The sequence below is a fragment of the Ruegeria marisflavi genome (genome assembly GCF_025673445.1).
GTDB lineage: Bacteria > Pseudomonadota > Alphaproteobacteria > Rhodobacterales > Rhodobacteraceae > Ruegeria_B > Ruegeria_B marisflavi.
Window position 1 is genome coordinate 30,723 of the sequence record NZ_JAOVQN010000010.1, and the last position, 17,584, is coordinate 48,306.

18 protein-coding genes and 1 other RNA gene are annotated in these 17,584 nt (G+C 65.0%); 8 read left to right on the forward strand and 11 right to left on the reverse strand.

From position 1 onward, the window contains the following. The first annotated feature begins 24 nt into the window (after positions 1–24). Positions 25–354 (forward strand): GYD domain-containing protein, encoded by a 330-nt coding sequence (locus tag OEZ49_RS11025; protein ID WP_263388352.1) that lies wholly within the window; start codon positions 25–27, stop codon positions 352–354. Positions 355–363: 9 nt separating this feature from the next. On the opposite strand, the gene rnpB is transcribed toward OEZ49_RS11025, so the two are convergent. The 8 genes from rnpB to OEZ49_RS11065 form a co-directional block, all read right to left on the reverse strand. Then, positions 364–758, reverse strand: an RNA gene (gene rnpB, locus OEZ49_RS11030) — RNase P RNA component class A. 181 nt (positions 759–939) lie between these two features. Next, entirely contained in the window at positions 940–1,605 is a 666-nt protein-coding gene (locus OEZ49_RS11035) for an N-acetylmuramoyl-L-alanine amidase (RefSeq protein ID WP_263388353.1), read from the reverse strand. 6 nt (positions 1,606–1,611) lie between these two features. After that, positions 1,612–2,403, reverse strand: a complete 792-nt coding sequence (locus tag OEZ49_RS11040; protein WP_263388354.1) for a hypothetical protein — start codon at positions 2,401–2,403, stop codon at positions 1,612–1,614. A gap of 35 nt (positions 2,404–2,438) precedes the next feature. Then, entirely contained in the window at positions 2,439–3,926 is a 1,488-nt protein-coding gene (gatA, locus tag OEZ49_RS11045) for an Asp-tRNA(Asn)/Glu-tRNA(Gln) amidotransferase subunit GatA (RefSeq protein WP_263388355.1), read from the reverse strand. A 3-nt stretch (positions 3,927–3,929) separates the two neighbouring features. Continuing rightward, complete coding sequence (gene gatC, locus OEZ49_RS11050) at positions 3,930–4,217, reverse strand: Asp-tRNA(Asn)/Glu-tRNA(Gln) amidotransferase subunit GatC (protein WP_263388356.1); 288 nt, start codon at positions 4,215–4,217, stop codon at positions 3,930–3,932. Positions 4,218–4,293: 76 nt separating this feature from the next. Further along, positions 4,294–5,448, reverse strand: a complete 1,155-nt coding sequence (locus OEZ49_RS11055; RefSeq protein ID WP_263388357.1) for an MFS transporter — start codon at positions 5,446–5,448, stop codon at positions 4,294–4,296. Positions 5,449–5,563: 115 nt separating this feature from the next. Next, positions 5,564–6,046 carry a YHS domain-containing (seleno)protein gene (locus tag OEZ49_RS11060; RefSeq protein ID WP_263388358.1) on the reverse strand — a complete coding sequence of 161 codons (483 nt, stop codon included), beginning with the start codon at positions 6,044–6,046 and terminating at the stop codon, positions 5,564–5,566. Positions 6,047–6,261: 215 nt separating this feature from the next. Continuing rightward, positions 6,262–7,548: an FAD-dependent oxidoreductase gene (locus OEZ49_RS11065; RefSeq protein WP_263388359.1), complete on the reverse strand. Its 1,287-nt coding sequence runs from the start codon at positions 7,546–7,548 to the stop codon at positions 6,262–6,264. A gap of 172 nt (positions 7,549–7,720) precedes the next feature. Here OEZ49_RS11065 and OEZ49_RS11070 point away from each other — a divergent pair, with 172 nt between their 5' ends. The 6 genes from OEZ49_RS11070 (at position 7,721) to OEZ49_RS11095 (ending at position 13,464) form a co-directional block, all read left to right on the forward strand. After that, positions 7,721–8,413, forward strand: a complete 693-nt coding sequence (locus OEZ49_RS11070; RefSeq protein ID WP_263388360.1) for a metal-dependent hydrolase — start codon at positions 7,721–7,723, stop codon at positions 8,411–8,413. Between the two features lie 4 nt (positions 8,414–8,417). Continuing rightward, entirely contained in the window at positions 8,418–9,389 is a 972-nt protein-coding gene (locus OEZ49_RS11075; protein ID WP_263388361.1) for an adenylate/guanylate cyclase domain-containing protein, read from the forward strand. Next, the gene (locus OEZ49_RS11080) at positions 9,386–10,357 is read left to right on the forward strand and encodes an adenylate/guanylate cyclase domain-containing protein (RefSeq protein WP_263388362.1); all 972 of its coding nucleotides are present in this window, start codon (positions 9,386–9,388) and stop codon (positions 10,355–10,357) included. The genes OEZ49_RS11075 and OEZ49_RS11080 overlap by 4 nt, the downstream gene beginning before the upstream one ends. A 211-nt stretch (positions 10,358–10,568) precedes the next feature. Beyond that, positions 10,569–11,537, forward strand: a complete 969-nt coding sequence (locus OEZ49_RS11085) for an adenylate/guanylate cyclase domain-containing protein (RefSeq protein WP_263388363.1) — start codon at positions 10,569–10,571, stop codon at positions 11,535–11,537. Then, positions 11,534–12,508, forward strand: coding sequence for an adenylate/guanylate cyclase domain-containing protein (locus OEZ49_RS11090; protein WP_263388364.1), 975 nt, complete (start codon positions 11,534–11,536; stop codon positions 12,506–12,508). Before OEZ49_RS11085 ends, OEZ49_RS11090 begins: the two co-directional genes overlap by 4 nt. Further along, the gene (locus OEZ49_RS11095) at positions 12,505–13,464 is read left to right on the forward strand and encodes a nuclear transport factor 2 family protein (protein ID WP_263388365.1); all 960 of its coding nucleotides are present in this window, start codon (positions 12,505–12,507) and stop codon (positions 13,462–13,464) included. The genes OEZ49_RS11090 and OEZ49_RS11095 overlap by 4 nt, the downstream gene beginning before the upstream one ends. Before the next feature lie 93 nt (positions 13,465–13,557). Here the strand turns inward: OEZ49_RS11095 and OEZ49_RS11100 are convergent, their stop codons facing one another. The 3 genes from OEZ49_RS11100 to OEZ49_RS11110 all read right to left on the reverse strand — a co-directional run bounded on the left by OEZ49_RS11100 (position 13,558) and on the right by OEZ49_RS11110 (position 16,321). After that, complete coding sequence (locus tag OEZ49_RS11100; RefSeq protein ID WP_263388366.1) at positions 13,558–15,312, reverse strand: AAA family ATPase; 1,755 nt, start codon at positions 15,310–15,312, stop codon at positions 13,558–13,560. A 69-nt stretch (positions 15,313–15,381) separates the two neighbouring features. Next, positions 15,382–15,855, reverse strand: coding sequence for a tRNA (N6-threonylcarbamoyladenosine(37)-N6)-methyltransferase TrmO (tsaA, locus tag OEZ49_RS11105; protein ID WP_263388367.1), 474 nt, complete (start codon positions 15,853–15,855; stop codon positions 15,382–15,384). Position 15,856: 1 nt separating this feature from the next. Further along, entirely contained in the window at positions 15,857–16,321 is a 465-nt protein-coding gene (locus OEZ49_RS11110; protein WP_263388368.1) for a nucleoside deaminase, read from the reverse strand. Positions 16,322–16,382: 61 nt separating this feature from the next. Between OEZ49_RS11110 and OEZ49_RS11115 the strand changes: the two genes are divergently transcribed. Next, positions 16,383–17,438, forward strand: a complete 1,056-nt coding sequence (locus OEZ49_RS11115; protein ID WP_450103987.1) for a pseudouridine synthase — start codon at positions 16,383–16,385, stop codon at positions 17,436–17,438. The last annotated feature ends 146 nt before the right edge of the window (positions 17,439–17,584 follow it).

Consider the following 17,584-nt stretch of genomic DNA (forward strand, 5'->3'; position numbering starts at 1 on the left):
CCCGACAGGTCAAAGGAGAATACCATGGCGCTGTTCATTACCTATGCAAGCTATTCCCAATCCGGCATCCAGGGGCTGATGAAAAAGCCCGAAGACCGCAGCGGCCCCATACAGGCCCTGTTGGACAAGGTGGGCGGCCGGGTCGTGGCGCTGTACATGACGACCGGGACCAATGACGTCGTGATGATCAGCGAGGCGCCCGATGGGGCCGATACCGTGGCCGTCGGCATGGCTGTGGCGGCCTCGGGTTCGGTGTCCAAGGTCGAGACGGTACGGGCATGGACCGGGGCGGAATTTGTCGCCATCGCCAAGAAGGCCGGGACCCTGACGGGCGCCTACACGCCGCCAGGCTAAACAGACAACGCGCGCGGAGGGCCTGTAAGCCGGATTCTGTTCCGGGGTTTCCCCCTTCGATGACCATTCCTCTGGGGCGCCTGTTACCAGGCGCCTCAAGCTGCCAACCCGACCCCTCTCGGCTGAAGCGGCCTAGCGGAGGTATCGGCCGAAACCGACGCGTCCCGCGCGGGGGTCCTATTTGGCATTGCTCCCGGTGGGGCTTGCCGTGCCGCCCCTGTTGCCAGGGGCGCGGTGGGCTCTTACTCCACCGTTTCACCCTTGCCGCGACCTGCGCGGCGGACTGTTCTCTGTGGCGCTTTCCGTCGGGTTTCCCCGCCCGGGCGTTACCCGGCACCGCTGCTTCATGGAGTCCGGACTTTCCTCGCGGGGGTTGCCCCCCACGCGGCCATCCGGCCCTCCGCGCGGCTTCGCAGTTAGGCGTTGGCGCGGCAGAGGTCAAGGGGGCGAGACAAGCAGGGGCGCTGCCCCTCTTGGCCTGCGGCCAATTCACCCCGGAGTATTTTTAGCGAAATGAAGTCACATGGCGCCCGGTCTTCGTTGCGCCGCGGATATTCCCGAGCGCGGGGCGGCGACGCGCAGGAATCACGCCCGAGGGGCGGCGGGCGCGAGCGATGCAAGATCCTCGGGCGCAAGCGGGCCGTGCGCCCAGGGTCTGTGGCGCAGGCGGACGGCGGCCAAAAGAGTGTCGTCATCGACCGGCGCGGTGAATCCGGCGGCACAGGCGCGGGCACGTAACGCTTGCGGCGAGGGGTACTCAAACAAGCGTTCACAAAGGGTTGGCGCGGCCAGACCGGCACGGGCCAGCCGTGCCCAGTCGAATCGCGGACCGGGGTCGCATTTGCGCCCGGGTGCCATGTCGGAATGGCCGATCACGCCAGCGGGGGGAATGGCCCAGCGGCGCAGAACCTCTGCCAGCAGGATTTCCAGCGTGGCCATCAGCGGGGCCGAAAACGGGTGATCGCCGCGGTTGTCGAGTTCGATACCGATGGAGCGGGAGTTGATGTCATCAAGGCCCTGCCACTCCCCCGCCCCGGCATGCCAGGCCCGTTGCGCCTCGTCGACCATCTGCCAGAGCCTGCCATCGGCGCCGATCAGGTAATGGGCCGAAACCTCGGCCGCCGGATCGCAGAGCCGGTCCAGCGCTGCTGCCGCGTCCTGCATGGCGGTATAGTGGAGCACCACCAGCGACGGAGACAACCCGTCGCGGCGGGGGCCGAAATTTGGCGAGGGATGCCAGACCGGGATCACGCGGCCTTAGTTCTGCACCGCGCGCCGAAACGGCGCCGGATCCCAGGCACAGGCATAGCCGTCGCCGTCAGGGTCCAGCCCCTTGCGGTCGCGTTGCGGGCCGCCATTGGCCAGGAACTCGGCCTGTGCCTGATCGGGCGAGGCGTAACCTGCACAGTTGCGCTGCGCCTTGGCGGCAAGGTTGAAACCCGACCGGCTGTACATCTGGGTGCCCTTCGGATGGCTCGTGCTGAGCGCGTATTGCACCACGTTGGGCGTGCCGTCGCTGGTGCGTTCAGGCAGCGCGGTGGGGGCGATCACCTGGTAACTGGCACGGTTCTGCGCGATCCGTTCGGCGTCGCTCTGGATCGTCTGGCGGCTGGCAACCGCCTGAAAATCCTGCTCGTCCGAGATGGACGGGCTGCTGATCAGATCCGGTGCCGGATTCGAGGGGCTGGCCTGAACCGGTGCGACACCGGAATTGGCATTGGCCGCTGCCAAGGCCGCGGCGGTTTCGCGGGCGATTTCCTCGGCGGTATCGGTCGGCTGCGGCGTATATGCGGTGGCGGTCGTGGCGATCGGGTCCTCGATCGGGTTCGGCTGAATCAAGCCGCCCGTCTGGGCGGGCGCCAGCCCCTCGGTCGAGACAGCAGAGGGCGGGATCAGCGGATCGCCATTGATCGTCTGGCCCTGAAGAACGGCCTCGCGCTGGGCCTGATACTCAGGCGTGTTGAATCCGACCCCCGAGCCCGAATCCGGAATTGCCGGATCACAGGCCGCAAGCACCCCGATCACGGGGACAAGATAGAATACGCGCATGTTTGCCGTCCTGCTCTTTTGCTTTGGCGACAGGTTTACCACCATTTCCCGGGCTTGGCCACAAAGCCAGCCGCTTGTTCCAGCGCGTAGGCGGTGTTCAGCAGATCGCCTTCCTCCCACGGACGGCCGATCAGTTGCAGGCCCAAGGGCAGCCCCTGCTTGTCAAGTCCGGCGGGCACCGACACACCGGGCAGACCGGCCAGGTTCACCGTCACGGTAAACACGTCGTTGAGATACATCTGCACCGGATCGGCATCGGTCATCTCGCCCAGGTCAAAGGCGGCCGAGGGGGTGGCGGGTGTCAAGATCGCGTCCACACCGGCGGCAAAGACGTCCTCGAAATCCTTCTTGATCAGGGTGCGTACCTTGCGGGCGCGGTTGTAATAGGCGTCGTAAAAACCCGCCGACAGCACATAGGTGCCGACCATGACCCGGCGCTGCACCTCGTGTCCGAACCCTTCGGCGCGGGTCTTTTCGTACATCTCGGTGATGCCGTCACCCTGTGCCAACTTGGCGCGGTGGCCATAGCGCACCCCGTCATACCGGGCCAGGTTCGACGACGCCTCGGCCGGCGCGATCACGTAATAGGTGGGCAGCGCGTATTTGGTATGCGGCAGCGAGATGTCACGGATCTCGGCCCCGGCGGCGCGCAGCATCTCGGTGCCTTGCTGCCACAGCGCCTCGATCTCTTCGGGCATGCCGTCCATGCGGTATTCGCGCGGGATGCCGATCACCTTGCCCCGGATATCGCCGGTCAGCATCGCCTCGAAATCGGGCACCGCCAGATCGGCGCTGGTCGAATCCTTGGGATCGTGGCCGCACATCGCCTCGAGCATGATGGCGGCGTCGCGCACATCCTTGGTCATCGGCCCGGCCTGATCCAGCGAGCTGGCAAAGGCGACGATGCCCCAGCGCGAGCAGCGGCCATAGGTCGGCTTGATGCCGGTGATGCCAACAAAGGCGGCAGGCTGGCGGATCGAGCCGCCGGTATCGGTGCCGGTCGCGGCCAGGCACAGATCGGCAGCCACGGCGGCGGCGGAGCCGCCCGAAGAGCCGCCCGGCGTCAGCGCCGCGTCGTCATTGCCGCGCCGCCAGGGGTTGACCGCATTGCCATAGCACGAGGTCTCGTTGCTGCTCCCCATGGCAAACTCGTCCATGTTGAGCTTGCCCAGCATGACGGCGCCTGCATCGGCCAGTTGCTGGCTGACGGTGGATTCGTATTCCGGCTTGAACCCTTCAAGGATACGGCTGGCCGCCTGAGACGGCACGCCTTTGGTACAGAACAGGTCCTTGATGCCGATGGGCAGGCCGCACATCTTGGGCGCATCGCCCGATTGCAGCCTTGCGTCGGCGGCTTTCGCACGCTCCAGCGCGATCTCGGGGGTCTTGTGGACAAAGGCGTTGAGCGCCCCTGCCCCTTCGATGGCAGCTAGGCAGGCTTCGGTCAGCGCGACCGAGGTGGTCTCGCCCTTGCGCAGCGCATCGCGCGCCTGGGCCAGCGTCAGCGTGTTCAGATCGCTCATGTCTTACTCCACCACCTTGGGAACCGCGAAAAACCCTTCGCGCGCGTCGGGCGCATTGGACAGGACCTTGGCCTGCCGGTTGCCGTCGGTCACCCCGTCAGCGCGGCGCTTCAGCCGCATCGGCGTAACCGAGACCATCGGCTCGACGCCCTCGACATCCACCTCGTTCAGCTGCTCGATGAAACCGAGGATGGTGTTGAATTCGGCGGCCAGCGCAGGCAGCGCTTCTTCGTCCACCTTGATCCGGGCCAGCTTGGCCACTTTGGCGGCGGTGCTTTGGTCAATCGACATCGGTTTCCCTCATCTGCGTCAGGCCCGCATTTACCGCCCCGTGGGCGCGGTCGCAAGGGCAACGGAAAGGCGATGGTCAGCCGCGCCGCCTGCGCAGATAGGCCAGCGCCGCCATTGCCGCAAAAATCAGCGCCAGAACCCCGGCAAAACCGCCATTGCCGGTCAGTTGCATCGCCGCACCAGTGATCGGCCCGCCCAGCATGCCACCCAGGCCAAAGGCGATGGCAAAGGCGGCATTGCCCGCCACCAGGTCGCTGCCGCTGAACCGGTCGCCCAGTTCCGACATCGCCATGGTATAGATGCCGCCCGCCGTGGCGCCAAAGACAAAGAGAACGCCCAGAAACAGCGGCAACCGGTCAGGCAGGCCGGGCAACAACAGCGCGCCCAGCGCGGTCAAGAGGGCACACAGCACCATCACCTGCCGACGCGAGGTCCGGTCCGACAGCCATCCGATCGGGATCTGCAACACCGTATTTCCCAGGAACGCCACCGACAGGGCCGAGGTCGCCACCGCCACCGTCAGCCCCGCCGCCAGGCCAAAGACCGGAAACAGCGACAGCATAGCCCCCTCCCAGAAGGCATAGACGCAGATCGCCGCCAGCAGGGTCGGCGCCCGGCGCAGGAACCCCAGCGGCGACACCGGTGCCTCGTCCGAGACATCGGGCACCTGCGCCCTGACCGCCAGCACCACGCCGACGGCCAGCAAACAGCAGGCCGCGCCAACGGCAAAGGGCGCAAACCCCTGGAACCCGATTAGCGCCAGCGTGAACGGCCCGGCACCAAACCCCACCGACAGCCCGGTGGCATAGATGCCCACCACCCGGCCCCGGGTCTCGGGGCGGGCGAGTTGATTGATCCAGGTCTCCGACACGATGAAGATGCCCACATCGGCCATGCCCAGCATCAGCCGAAGCACCAGAAAGGCGCCAAAGGAGCGGGTCAGCCCCAGCGACAGGATCAGCAGCGCAGACAGCAGCAGCGAGCCGATGGCCACTTGCCAACTGCCGAATCGCTCGATCAGGCGCGGGTAAAAAGGCGAGGCGATCATGATCCCCAGCGGCGTCATCGCCGCGTTGACCCCGATGGCGGCCTCGCTGGTGCCCTGATCCTCCAGCACCAGCGACAACAGCGGAAAGCTGAGGCCAACGGTCAAGGCAAAGATGGTGGTACAGGCAATCGCGCCCACGATCCCGGCGCGGCGCGCCCTGTCGGTCATAACCGCCGCCGTCATCGCTTCCTCCTTGCGCATCCGGGCAGATGACCGACCCGGGCGGCAAAGGTCAAGCGACCAAAACGAAACGGCCCGCGCAAGGGGTCGCACGGGCCGATCCGGGAAGCGGGCGGGATCAGAGATCCTTGGCCGCCTTGTGTTCGATCTTCTGCCAATTGGCTGCCGCCTTGGCGATGGTGCCGGCCTTGTCCTTCTCGAACATCTTGTAGATCTCCTCGTTGAGGAAGACATAGAGCTTGCCATCGACCACGGCGGCATAGTTCGGGTCGCCGTCGAACTTCTTGCCCACCGAGACGCCGAATGTGCAGAACCCGCCGTTCTGGATCGCGTAGTGGGCGGGGTTGGCCTCGAACGCCTTGAGGTTCTTCTCAGAGGCAAAGTAATAGGCCACCCCGTTATGGACGGCGGTATGCGCGGCTTTGCCTTCGCGGTTCTTGCCCTTGTCGAGCAGCGCGACCGGGTCCGAGCCATGCAGGCCCAGCGGCGCGCCAGCAGCAGTCAGGCCGGGCACCACATTGGTTTCATCGGCGGCCATCGCCGGACCAAAGGCAAGCAGGGCCGACAGGGCAGCGGCGGTGAAGGGGATCATTCGGTTCATCGGTTGGTTTCCTTTCGATTGAATGTCGGCGCCCGGCCTTGCGGCCTGTTGGGCGTATCAGGAAACTGCATCTATGGAGGCCCACCGTGAATGATCGCTCGTTCAATCACTTTGGTAGATCGTTCAAACATATGAACGAATGATACGCAAATGTGATAAGATCGGCATTGGTAATTCAAGGACTCAACATTCCAACGTAGATTATCACTACGGCATCAATATGCCAGACGCGACACCCCCTGCTCTGACAACAGTCTCACCAATTCGGCGTGATCCACCTGCTGCACCGGCACGCGGTCGCGGATCGCCAGATGCGCCGCTGTCCCGGTCGCCTGACCCATCGCCATGCATTGCGGCATCCCCCGGACCGAGGCAAAGGCCACCAGATCCGCCGACAGGATGCGGCCCGCGAACATCAGGTTCTCAACCGCTTTCGGCAACAGCGACCGGAACGGGATGGTGTAATAACCGCCACGCTCGACCATGGCGTCATGGGTCATCTGATCCGAGGTGCGCATCACATCGTCGATCGGGTTGTCACAGGCGACGACCCCGTCGGCAAACTTGGTGCCCGCCGCCAGATCGGCTCCGGTCACACGATAGATACCCTCCAGTTTGCGGGTCTCGCGCACGCCCACGGTGGGGCCCAGCTGCGACATGTGCGCGGCCTCGAACCCGGGCACATCCGTGCGCAGGAACTGGGCCAGTTGCAGGCAGCGCCGCCGCCCCTCCTGCGTGGCGCGGGTAACATCGGCGGGATCCGTTCCGTCCACCCCGCGAATGGCCACCGAGTTGCAGAACACCGTGCCTGGATGAAACCCCTTCATCAGGTAGAGCTGCGCCAGATGTGGATGCAACCGCCCCTCGGCGATGCCCCGGGCGGCATAGCGGCGGAAATAGGGATCGTTCTCGGCAAACACCCGGTCCCAGTCCGCGCCTTCCATGAAAAAGGACAGCGTCACCGCCATCATGTTGCCCTGACCGTCGCCCAGCGTGAACGGCACCCCCGCCTTGGACGAGATGTCGCCATCGCCGGAACAGTCGATCACGATCTGCGCCGCAATCCGCTGTGGTCCGCGCCGGTCGAAGAATTCGACGGCGGCGATGCGGTTGTCCTCCATCACCGGGGCAAAAGCCACCGCGCCCAGGAACACCCTCACACCCGCCTCTTCCAGCATCTCGAACATCATCGTGGTGGCGGCGTCGTGGTCGTACTGGATCTCGGGGCCGAAATTCTCCAGCGTGCAGGGCCGTTTTTCGGCCATCGGCGGGTCCATCGCCATCAACCGGCCCTCCAGTTCCTGCATCAGCCCACCGATACTCTCATCCTGCGGATAAGCCGCGCCCCAGGGCATGCCGGGGCAGAATGCCATGACCCCGCCCACCTTGGTCCCCGCTTCCAAGAGCACCACATCGAGCCCCAACCGCCCCGCCGCCACCGCCGCGCCAAAACCGGCGGTGCCGCCACCGATCACCAGTACATCCGCCGTTACTTCCTGCATCGCTGCCCCTCCGCCTGCTGTTTCCCGGTTGTCCGCCACAGAAACGCTGCACGTCTGTCCCGTTCGCGACCGGTCCGGCCCCGACCCTATCGCGATTTCCCGCAACCTCTCCGTGGATTTTCACCCGGCCGGTGCTAGGGTGATCTGAAACGCAGTTCACGGAGAGAAACACATGAAGATCATCTGGCTGGGACATGGCAGTTTCCGGATCGAAAGCGGCGAGGCCGTGCTGTTGATCGACCCCTGGCTCAGCGGCAACCCCGCCCTGCCCGAGGATCAGCACGACGCCGCCGTCGCCGGCGCCACCCATATCCTGCTGACCCATACGCATTTCGACCATGTCATCGATGTGCTGCCATTGGCAAAACGGCTCAGAATCCCGGTCGTGGGCCAGTACGACCTGATGGGATATTGGGGCGAGGCCGAGGGGATCGAAACCATAGGCTTCAACAAGGGTGGGACAGTCACCCTGAACGGCGTCCGGGTGTCGATGGTGCCCGCCTCGCACAGTTCGACCTTCTCCACCCCCGAGGGGCTGCGCACCGGCGGATCGGAAGTGGGCTACATGATCAGCGCCGAGAAGCACACGATCTACCACTCCGGCGATACCGCGATGATGGCCGACATGGACTGGATGGGCGAGTATTACAAACCCGATATCGGCATCCTCAGCGCGGGCGGCCATTTCACCATGGACATGAAAGGCGCCGCCTGGGCGTCCAAGCGCTTCTTCGACTTCAAGACGGTGATCCCGGGTCACTACAAGACCTTCCCGATCCTCGAACAATCGGCCAAGGCGCTGATCGACGGCCTGCCCGATGTAGACGTGATCGAGCCGGAGGTGATGCAACCCATCGAGGTCTGAGGCCGTGGCCGCCATCACCCCCTCGCCCGAGCTTGGCGCCATCGTGCGGCGATGGCTCCGCGCCTATGCGTCAGGGGACAAGGCGGCCGTGACCAACCTCTTCTCGGCCGATCCGGCGCTGGGATATATCGGCTCCTCCCATGGCGAGATCTGGCGCGGCGACACGCTGCGCCGGGGCATGGCGAGCTATATGGAGGACATCCCCAGCTTTGCCTGGGACCGGGACGAGTTTCGCGGCTTTGAATGCGGCGAACTGGGTTGGGTCGAATGGTTCGGCGAGCGGGTGTCGCTGGATACCGGCAAGGAGATCACCTTTCGCTCCACCTTCGTTCTGCATCTTGAACAGGGCGTCTGGCGGATCGTGCATGTGCACAACTCGAACCCGGTCTCGAACATGGAGGCGCTGGGATACGAATCGCGCGGGTTCGAGGATCTGCTCGAAGCAGCACTTGCCACCCCGGCCCAGTTCCAGCGCACCGGCATGGCCACGATCATGTTCACCGATATCGCCGACAGTTCGGTGCTGGCCGAAACCCTGGGCGACGCCCGCTGGTCGGTTGCCGTGCAGGCGCATCTGAAACAGGTCGAAAGCATCGTCACCGAGCATGGCGGCACGCTGATCAAGACCTTGGGCGACGGCACCATGTCGGCCTTTCCCTCGGCCTCGGCGGCACTGTCCGCGGCGGTAACATTGCAGAACATCATCACGAACACCACCGAGGAGCCGCATCTGCGCATCCGGATCGGCCTGCATACCGGCGATCTGGTCGAACAGGACGGCGACCTGTTCGGCACCGTCGTGAACAAGGCCGCGCGCGTTGCCGCGCTGGCGGCACCGGGCGACATCTGCCTGTCGGACGCAACCCGCATCATGGTCGGCGCCGCGCGGCACTTCCGGTTCTCCCCACCTGTCGAAGTCAGTCTCAAGGGGCTGGAAGGGCGGCATGTGACCTATCGTCTGGAGTGGCAGGAATGAGCGCACCGCTCCAACCCAGCCCCGAGATCGCCGCCATCGCGCGCCGCTGGCACGAAGCCTATGCCAACGGCGACAGCGCCACGATGGTCAATCTGCTGACGGATGACGCGCTGTTGTGCTACGTCGGCACCGCCCCTGACGAGATCGGCAAAGGCACCGAGTTCCGGCAGGCCTTTGGCCGGTTTGTCGATGCCCACCCGCGCATGCGCCTGCGCTTCATTTCGATCGACGGTTTCGCCTGTGGTCCGGTGGGTTGGTCGATCACGCTGCACGAGGCCAAGGCCCCCGACAGCACCGCCGCCGTGGTGCGCACTACCCTGATCTTTCACCTGCAACAGGGCCAATGGCGCATCGCGCATGTCCACAACTCGATCCCGCGAACCAATACCGAAGGTCTGGGGCGAGAGCTCGCGCGCTTTGATGAGCTTCTGGATGCAGCCCTGTCCGGAACCGAGGCACCAGCCCGCACCGGGCTCGCCACCATAATGTTCACCGATATCGCCGACAGCACCGCCATCGCCGCCGCCATCGGCGACGCCCTATGGTCGGCTGCGGTCAAGACCCATATCGGCACCGTAAAGTCGCTGATCGAAGGCTTGGGCGGGACATTGATCAAGTCGCTGGGCGACGGCACGATGTCCAGCTTTCCATCGGCCCGTGCCGCGCTTTCCGCCGCTGCAGCCGCCCAGCAGGCAGTGGCCCAGGCCGAAGCCGAGCCGAGGTTGCGGATCCGCATCGGCCTGCATACCGGCGACCTGATCGCCGGCGACACGGACGTTTTCGGCACCGTGGTCAACAAGGCCGCCCGCATTGCCGCCCTTGCCGGGCCGGGTGAAATCCGCGTCTCCGATGCCACCCGTCTGATGGTCGGCGACAGCGGCGGTTTCGTCTTTGCCGATCCCGCCACCGTGGCCCTGCGCGGGCTCACGGGCGAGCACCTGACCCATCTGCTGGAGTGGCGAGACTAACCGAACCGCTCTTCGAACCTGTCTTTCTCACCCTGAGGACTGCGGCGCGCGCTGCAAGGCTTCGATGGTGAAAACTGCATGAATGTTTCCTGCCCCTTGCATGTTTCTCGTCGGCCCGAACCCTGCACGCATGCAAGAGATTGCGGGAAAGCCGCCCGAGGCTTTAGAAAGGGAACAGTCATCCCCTATTTCCGCCGGCCGGAGGCTCTGCATGCCCGACCGCTACCAGAACTCGCCAGAACTCGCCGCCATTACCAGGCGGTTTCTCCAGTGCACGGCCCGGCGCGACGGATCTGCCAGCGGGCTTTTCTCGCACAGCAGCGCGCTTCTCTACCTCGGGTCCGCCGAGGGCGAGTTGTTCACCGGTGACGTGCTGCGCAGGTTCTTTTCCGAAACCCGCGAAGAGCTTGCCGTCTTCCGCTACGAAGATATCGACATCCATGCATTCGAGAGGGATGTCATGGGCTGGTCGGTCTGGAGCGCAACAATGGTCACGCCGGATACGGGCGCAAGAATCCAGTTCCGGGGCACCATCGTTTTCGGCCTCGAAGAGGCCCAGTGGAAAATCGTTCATTTACACAACTCGAACCCGGTCCCAAACGCCACCTCGCTGGGCTACGATCCAGGGAACTTCGACGAGATCGCAAAGGCCGCCGCGCGCGACCGGCCAAACCTCGGACACGCCGGGCTGGCCACGATCATGTTCACCGACATCGCCGACAGCACACTGATCACGGAAACCATCGGCGATACCGCGTGGAGCGATCTGGTTCAGAACCATGTTCGCGAGATCAAGACCATCGTGACCCGGCACGGGGGCGAGCTTGTCAAGACACTTGGGGACGGTACCATGTCGGCCTTTTACGGTGCCGGTCCCGCGCTGCTGGCGGCTCAGGAAATCCAGGAGCGGATGGCCGAGCGCGAAACGGAACCACACCTTCATGTGCGTATCGGCGTGCACAGCGGACAGGTCACCGAGGCCAGCGGCGATTTCTTCGGCTTGGTGGTGAACAAGGCCGCGCGGATCGCAGTCCTCGCACAACCCGGCGACATCCGGCTGTCGGACGCGACCCGCATCCTGGTTGCCGGCCGCGAATTTCGTTTTGCCGACCCGGTCACCACGTCGCTCAAGGGACTTGCGGGCGAACACGTCATCCACCGGCTGGAGTGGCGGGAATGAGCGGTGTTGTCGCCTCTCCCGAGCTGCTGGCCATGGCACGGCGCTGGATCGACGCGATCCCCAACAGGCGCCCAAATGACCTGCGCAACATGATGACCGAAAAGGACCACCTACTTTTCATCGGAACCGGACAGGACGAGATCTGGGTCGGCCCATCGGTACGTGAGGGGATCGGAGATTTCTTTGGGGACATTCCCGAGTTCCTCAAACATGAAGAGGTCTTTGCCGAGGCTTACGAGCACGACGGCACCGGCTGGGCCTGCCTGTGCCACGAACTGGTTTTTGTCACCGACCCCGACCGGGTGTTCCAGGTCCGCTCGACCCTGATCTTCACGCTCGAGGACGGCGCCTGGAAGATCGTGCATCGCCATGGATCGGTCCCGATCCCGAACATGGAGTTCACCGGTGCCGCACAGACGGCCATCGCCGATCTGGTCGCCGCCGCGAAACAGGGGTTCTCGCTGGATCAGCGCGAGGGCTTTGCGTCGGTCATGTTCACCGACATCGTCAATTCCTCGCGCCTGGCCTCGGCCATGGGCGACCGGCTGTGGTCGTCCGAGGTGGCCCGCCATTTCAACAGCTTGCGCGAGATCATCGAGGCGCGGGGCGGGCAGTTCGTCAAATCACTGGGCGATGGCACCATGTCGAGCTTCCCGTCACCAGAGCAGGGGTTGCGCGCGGCGCAGGCCATATTGCGCGCGACCGAGGCCTTCGACGGCCCCGCCATCGCCCTGAGGATCGGCATCCATACCGGCGAGGTGATCCAGACCCGCGAAGATTTCTTTGGCAGCGTGGTCAACAAGGCCGCCCGCATCGCCGCCGCCGCGGCACCGGGCGAAATCGTGATCTCCGGCGCCACCTGTGATTTGACCGGCAAGGTGGTGGACCTGGTCATTCACCCGCCGGCAGAGATCCCGCTCAAGGGCTTTGACGGCCTGCACCGGGTCCATCGGCTGGAGTGGAAGGTATGATCCAGCGCTCGCCCGAGATCGAAGCCATCGTGCGCCGCTGGACCACCCTGATCCGCAGCCACAAGGTGGCCGACCTGCCGCATTACCTGTCGCAATCCGACGCGCTGGTCTATATCGGAAGCGCCGATGGCGAGCTCTGGCGCGGACAGCTGGTGCGCGACGGTCTCGCTGATCATCTGTCCGAGGTCCCCGATTTCATCGAAGAGGATATTGAAATCGAAGCCTATGAGCATGGTGAAGCCGGCTGGGCCACCTATCAGAGCCATTACACCTTTCTCGGCACCGGCAGCCGTGGCACCCATCGGGTGACCTTTGTCTTTGTGCTGGAACGCGGCAGCTGGAAGATGGTGCAGCACCATATCTCTCAGGCCGACTCAAACCGCGACAAGCTGGGGATCGAGCACACCGCCTTTCAACGCCTGATCGCGGCCGCCCAGGCCGGATCGCACCGGTTCGGCACCGGCGGGCTCGCCACCATCATGTTCACCGATATCGTCGACAGTTCCGCCCAGGCCGAGGCCATGGGCGATACCGAATGGGTGCGCCTGCTCGATGCCCATTTCCGCCGGATCGAGACGATTGTCACGGGCCATGGCGGCACGCTGGTCAAATCGCTGGGCGATGGCACCATGTCCTCGTTCCAGTCCGCCACCGGCGCGGCCCGCGCGGCCCGGGCCATTCGGGCGGCAACTGGTTCACCCGACGCAACCCTCGCCCTGCGCATCGGCCTGCACACCGGCGAGGTGGTCGAAAACCGGGGCGACTTCTTTGGCACCGTGGTGAACAAGGCCGCGCGCATCGCCGCCGCCGCCGGTCCCGGCGAGATCCTGGTCTCGGACGCCCTGCACCAGATGGTCAGCAGTGACGCAGGTTGCCGTTTCTCGGCCCCGGTTCCCCTGCGTCTCAAGGGGTTCGAGGGCGAACACGCGGTTTACCGCCTGGAGGCGGACGGATGACCCCCGAGGCTGCCCGCCTCGCCAGCCCGGTTCAACCGGGACAATGCCGGGCCTCCTGACGTCACCTGTCCGAGGCCGGGTGATCTGCGCCCGTCACGCCTTCCCGCGCACAGCCAGCCCGTTCGCCCCGCGAATGCGCCGGGCAAGCTCCGTCACTCGGTCTCGCAGGTCAAGGATATCGAGTTTGGCCGGGTCTTCGCAAACCAGCCGCGCGGCGCCGACCTTGTCGGCGGCCTGATGAACCTTGCCGTCCTTGCGATGGAAGTAGAAGGCGTGGTCAAAGACACCACCCTCGGCGGGATGGTCATAGATCCGGGGATGCAGGGTTTGCAGCGCCGTCTGTAAGGCCGTGTGATCGACATAATTTTCGATCTCGCGCCCCTTGGTGATCCAGACCATGCCCCATTCGTCAGTCAACTCCCGCTTAATCCGCTCGGGCGTCCCTTTCAATCGCGCCCGAGGTCCCGCCCGGTCGCTGTCCATCACGATGGCCATGTTGCGGTTCATCCGGCGCAGGTCAATCAGGTCCTGCACCCCGTCCTCCTCCGCCCCCGCCGACAGATGCGACACCAGCCCACCGCCATAGAACAGGATCGAATAATGGATCCCCTCGCGCAGGTCCGGGTCCACCGCCGCGATCCAGTGGTTGAGGTAGATGCGGTCCGACGGCCCCTCGACCCAGATCACCATATTGGCCTGCAACAGGTCCGAGGCGCGCAGGCCCAGATCGTCGAGCAGATGCCACTTGTCCTGCCGAACCAGCGCCGGGCGCACGCGGGTCTGTCGCCCGTCATTCTCGACATGAAAGATCGCCGCGCCGGACGTGTCGATAAAGGCCGCCGAATGGGTGGCGATGAAATACTGGTTGTCGGTGTGGTCGCGCAGATATTCCACCAGCTTGCGCTGCAAGAGCGGATGCAAATGGATTTCCGGCTCTTCCATGCAGATGATCTGGTTCTGGTGGATGGTACAGAACGAGGCGATCAGAACCACCTCGTGAATGCCGGTACCCAGACTGTCGAGCGGCAGCACCTTGCCGTCCATCTCGACCAGCAATTGTGACCGATCATGCGGAATACGTATTCTTGCATCCGGCTTGCCGGTCACCTCTTGCACAAAGGCGTTGATCTGCTCGAACAGGACCCGCTTTTCATCCTCGTTGAACCCAGGTTCCTGAAGGCGCGCCAATTCGTAGATCACCCCGTCGCCGCGCCCGTTGAAGGCTTCGTCGGCCCGGCCGATCCCGCGCTTTGCCTCGATCTTCTGAGTGGAGGGGAAAGTGAGTGCCAAGCATTTACCAAGTGTGTCCAGGCTCTGCGGGATCCAATGATTTTTTAGGCCTCCACCAGAGGAGCCTTGAACGCTTTGCCATAAAGCGTTCCATTCTCTATCCGGAAAAAGCTTGGACAAGGCTTCAATGTCGGGCTGCGGATGGTACTCTCTGTCTCCTATTCGAAGGCCAGAACGAAACCAAACGCACTCGCCGACAGACAACTCGTCAAATATGGCGGAGACTTTTCCCTTAAATTCATGCACATGCATTTCCGCCTGCGGAAACCGCTCCCAAACCGCCTCCAGAAACCGCTCCTTCGACACCCCCACCGCCGCCACGAACTCGCCTTCCACACCCGATCCGCGATGGATCTCGGGCGAGTTCGGCTCCAGCCGCTGCGACTTGCCCTCGCAGAACGGCAGGCGGTCGTGGATGAAGTTCAGCACGATGGACTTGCCCGCGTTATTGGCGCCGACAAAGAAGTTGATCGCGGAAAACGGGCCGATGCGCTGCATCTCTGCCCCGATGCCGCGATAGAAGCGGATCGCCACCGCATCCAGAAACACCTGTACCATTTGCGCCCCCTGCCCTGTCCGGACCGGCAGTGAACCGGATAAACCGCAGGTTGAAAAGAGGGAAAGACCTCAGATCCCGGGTTTGGGTGGCGCCTTGGGCGTGAACTCACAGCGGTTGGGCTTGATGTCGATCAGCGGCGTGCCGTCGAGGCAATCGAGGCCGCGCACCACCAGGGTGGTGCCCTCCACCCGCTCCAGCCGTACCCGCGACAGGCCGATCGGGTTGGGCCGCTGCGGCGAGCGCAGGGCAAAGGTGCCAAAGAGCTTGCCGTCGCTTTTCGGGTTCTGGGTGACCAGATCACGGCGGCTCTTGTCCAGCCAGTAGAGCACGTCGAGCCAGGTATACTCCGCCACCCCGCGCAGCGCGGGCGCCCAGCGCGCATCCAGCTCGATCCGGCATTCCGGCCCGTCCTCGCGCCCCTGCCGGGGGCAGTCCTTGCGGTCGCTCCAGGGGGTGCGGATGCGGCCGATGAAATAGACGCCCGCGTCCGTGCCTTCGGGCAGGTCCACCACCTCTTCGCCTTCGCGAAACCTGAATTCCATCTCAACCCTCTTCCTTGTTCCGCCGTTCAGCAAAAAACCCGCGCAACAGTTCCGCCGCCGCCTCGCCGCCGATGCCATCATAGACCTCGGGCGCGTGATGCGCCTGCGGGTGTGAGAACACCCGCGCCCCATGCGCCACCCCGCCCGATTTCGGATCCGCCGCACCATAATACACCCGCCGGATGCGCGCCGCAGCCAGCGCCGCCGCGCACATGGCGCAGGGCTCCAGCGTCACATAGAGGTCATGCCCCACCAGCCGTTCCGACCCGGCGGCGGCACAGGCCGCGCGCAGCGCCACAATCTCGGCATGCGCGGTGGGATCGCAGGTCTCGCGCGTGCGGTTGCCGGCGGCGGCTACCACGCGCCCGTCCGGGGCCACGATCACCGCGCCCACCGGCACCTCGCCGCGCGCGCCCGCCGCGCGCGCCTCCGCCAGCGCCTGATCCATATGCGATCTGAAAACCATGCCCGACCCTGCCCCGATCATCCATCTTCCGCAAGCGCGGCAAATGGTCTATTGCGCGGGGATGAGCAACACCCCTCCCCCCGGCGAGCGCATCGCCAAGATCCTGTCGCGCGCGGGCGTCGCCTCGCGCCGCGAGGCCGAACGCATGATCGAGGCCGGCCGCGTCGCGGTCAACGGCAAGGTGATCGACAGCCCGGCGCTGAACGTGACTGAACGCGACCGCGTGACGGTCGACGGCGCGCCGCTGGCCGCCGCCGAACCGGCGCGGCTGTGGCTTTATCACAAGCCCAGCGGCCTGGTGACCACGGCGCGCGACGAAAAGGGGCGTAAGACCATTTTCGACGAGCTGCCCGAAGAGATGCCCCGGGTGATGAGCGTGGGCCGTCTCGACCTCAATTCCGAGGGGCTCTTGCTGCTGACCAACGATGGCGCCATCAAGCGGCAGCTGGAACTGCCCTCGACCGGCTGGCTGCGCCGGTACCGGGTGCGGATCAAGGGTACGCCCAAGGACGAGGATTTCGCACCGCTGCGCCAGGGCCTGGTGATCGAGGGCCAGCGGTTCCAGCCGATGATCGTGACGCTCGACCGCCAGCAGGGCGCCAACGCCTGGCTGACCGTCGGCCTGCGCGAGGGCAAGAACCGCGAGATCCGCCGCGCGATGGAGGATATCGGGCTGGTGGTGAACCGGCTGATCCGGATATCCTATGGTCCGTTCCAGCTGGGCACCCTTGCGCCCGGCAAGGTCGAGGAGGTGCGCCGCCGGGTGCTGCGCGACCAGTTGGGGCTGGATGCCGAGGACCAACCAACCGATGAACGCCCCGCCCGCCCCGAACGCAAGCGCAGGCCCGCGCCGGGTGCAGCCAAGGCCGCCGCCGCGCGGAACGAGGCCCGCAAACCGGGGTCGAAACCGCTTGGCAAACCGGTCGGCAAGCCGGGGACCAAACCGGTCGGCAAACCGGACGGTAAAACGTTCGGCAAACCGGGCGCCAAACCGGCCCCGTCCCGGCCCGTGACCGCTGGCAAATCCGCCGCGTCCAAGGGGCCGCGTCCGGCCAAAGGCGCAAAACCGGGCACCCGGCCCGGCACCCGCCCCACCGGCGGCAAACCGCGGCCCTGAGCCGATTGCCCCAACCTTCCCCCTAGCAAGCCCGCGCCGCATCGCCTAGATTCCCTTCAGAACAACCACCAGGGGATTGGCTGTGTCGCAGAACAGCATTCAGAAACTGGCCTATACCGCGCTTCTGGTGCTGCTGTTCGGCGTGG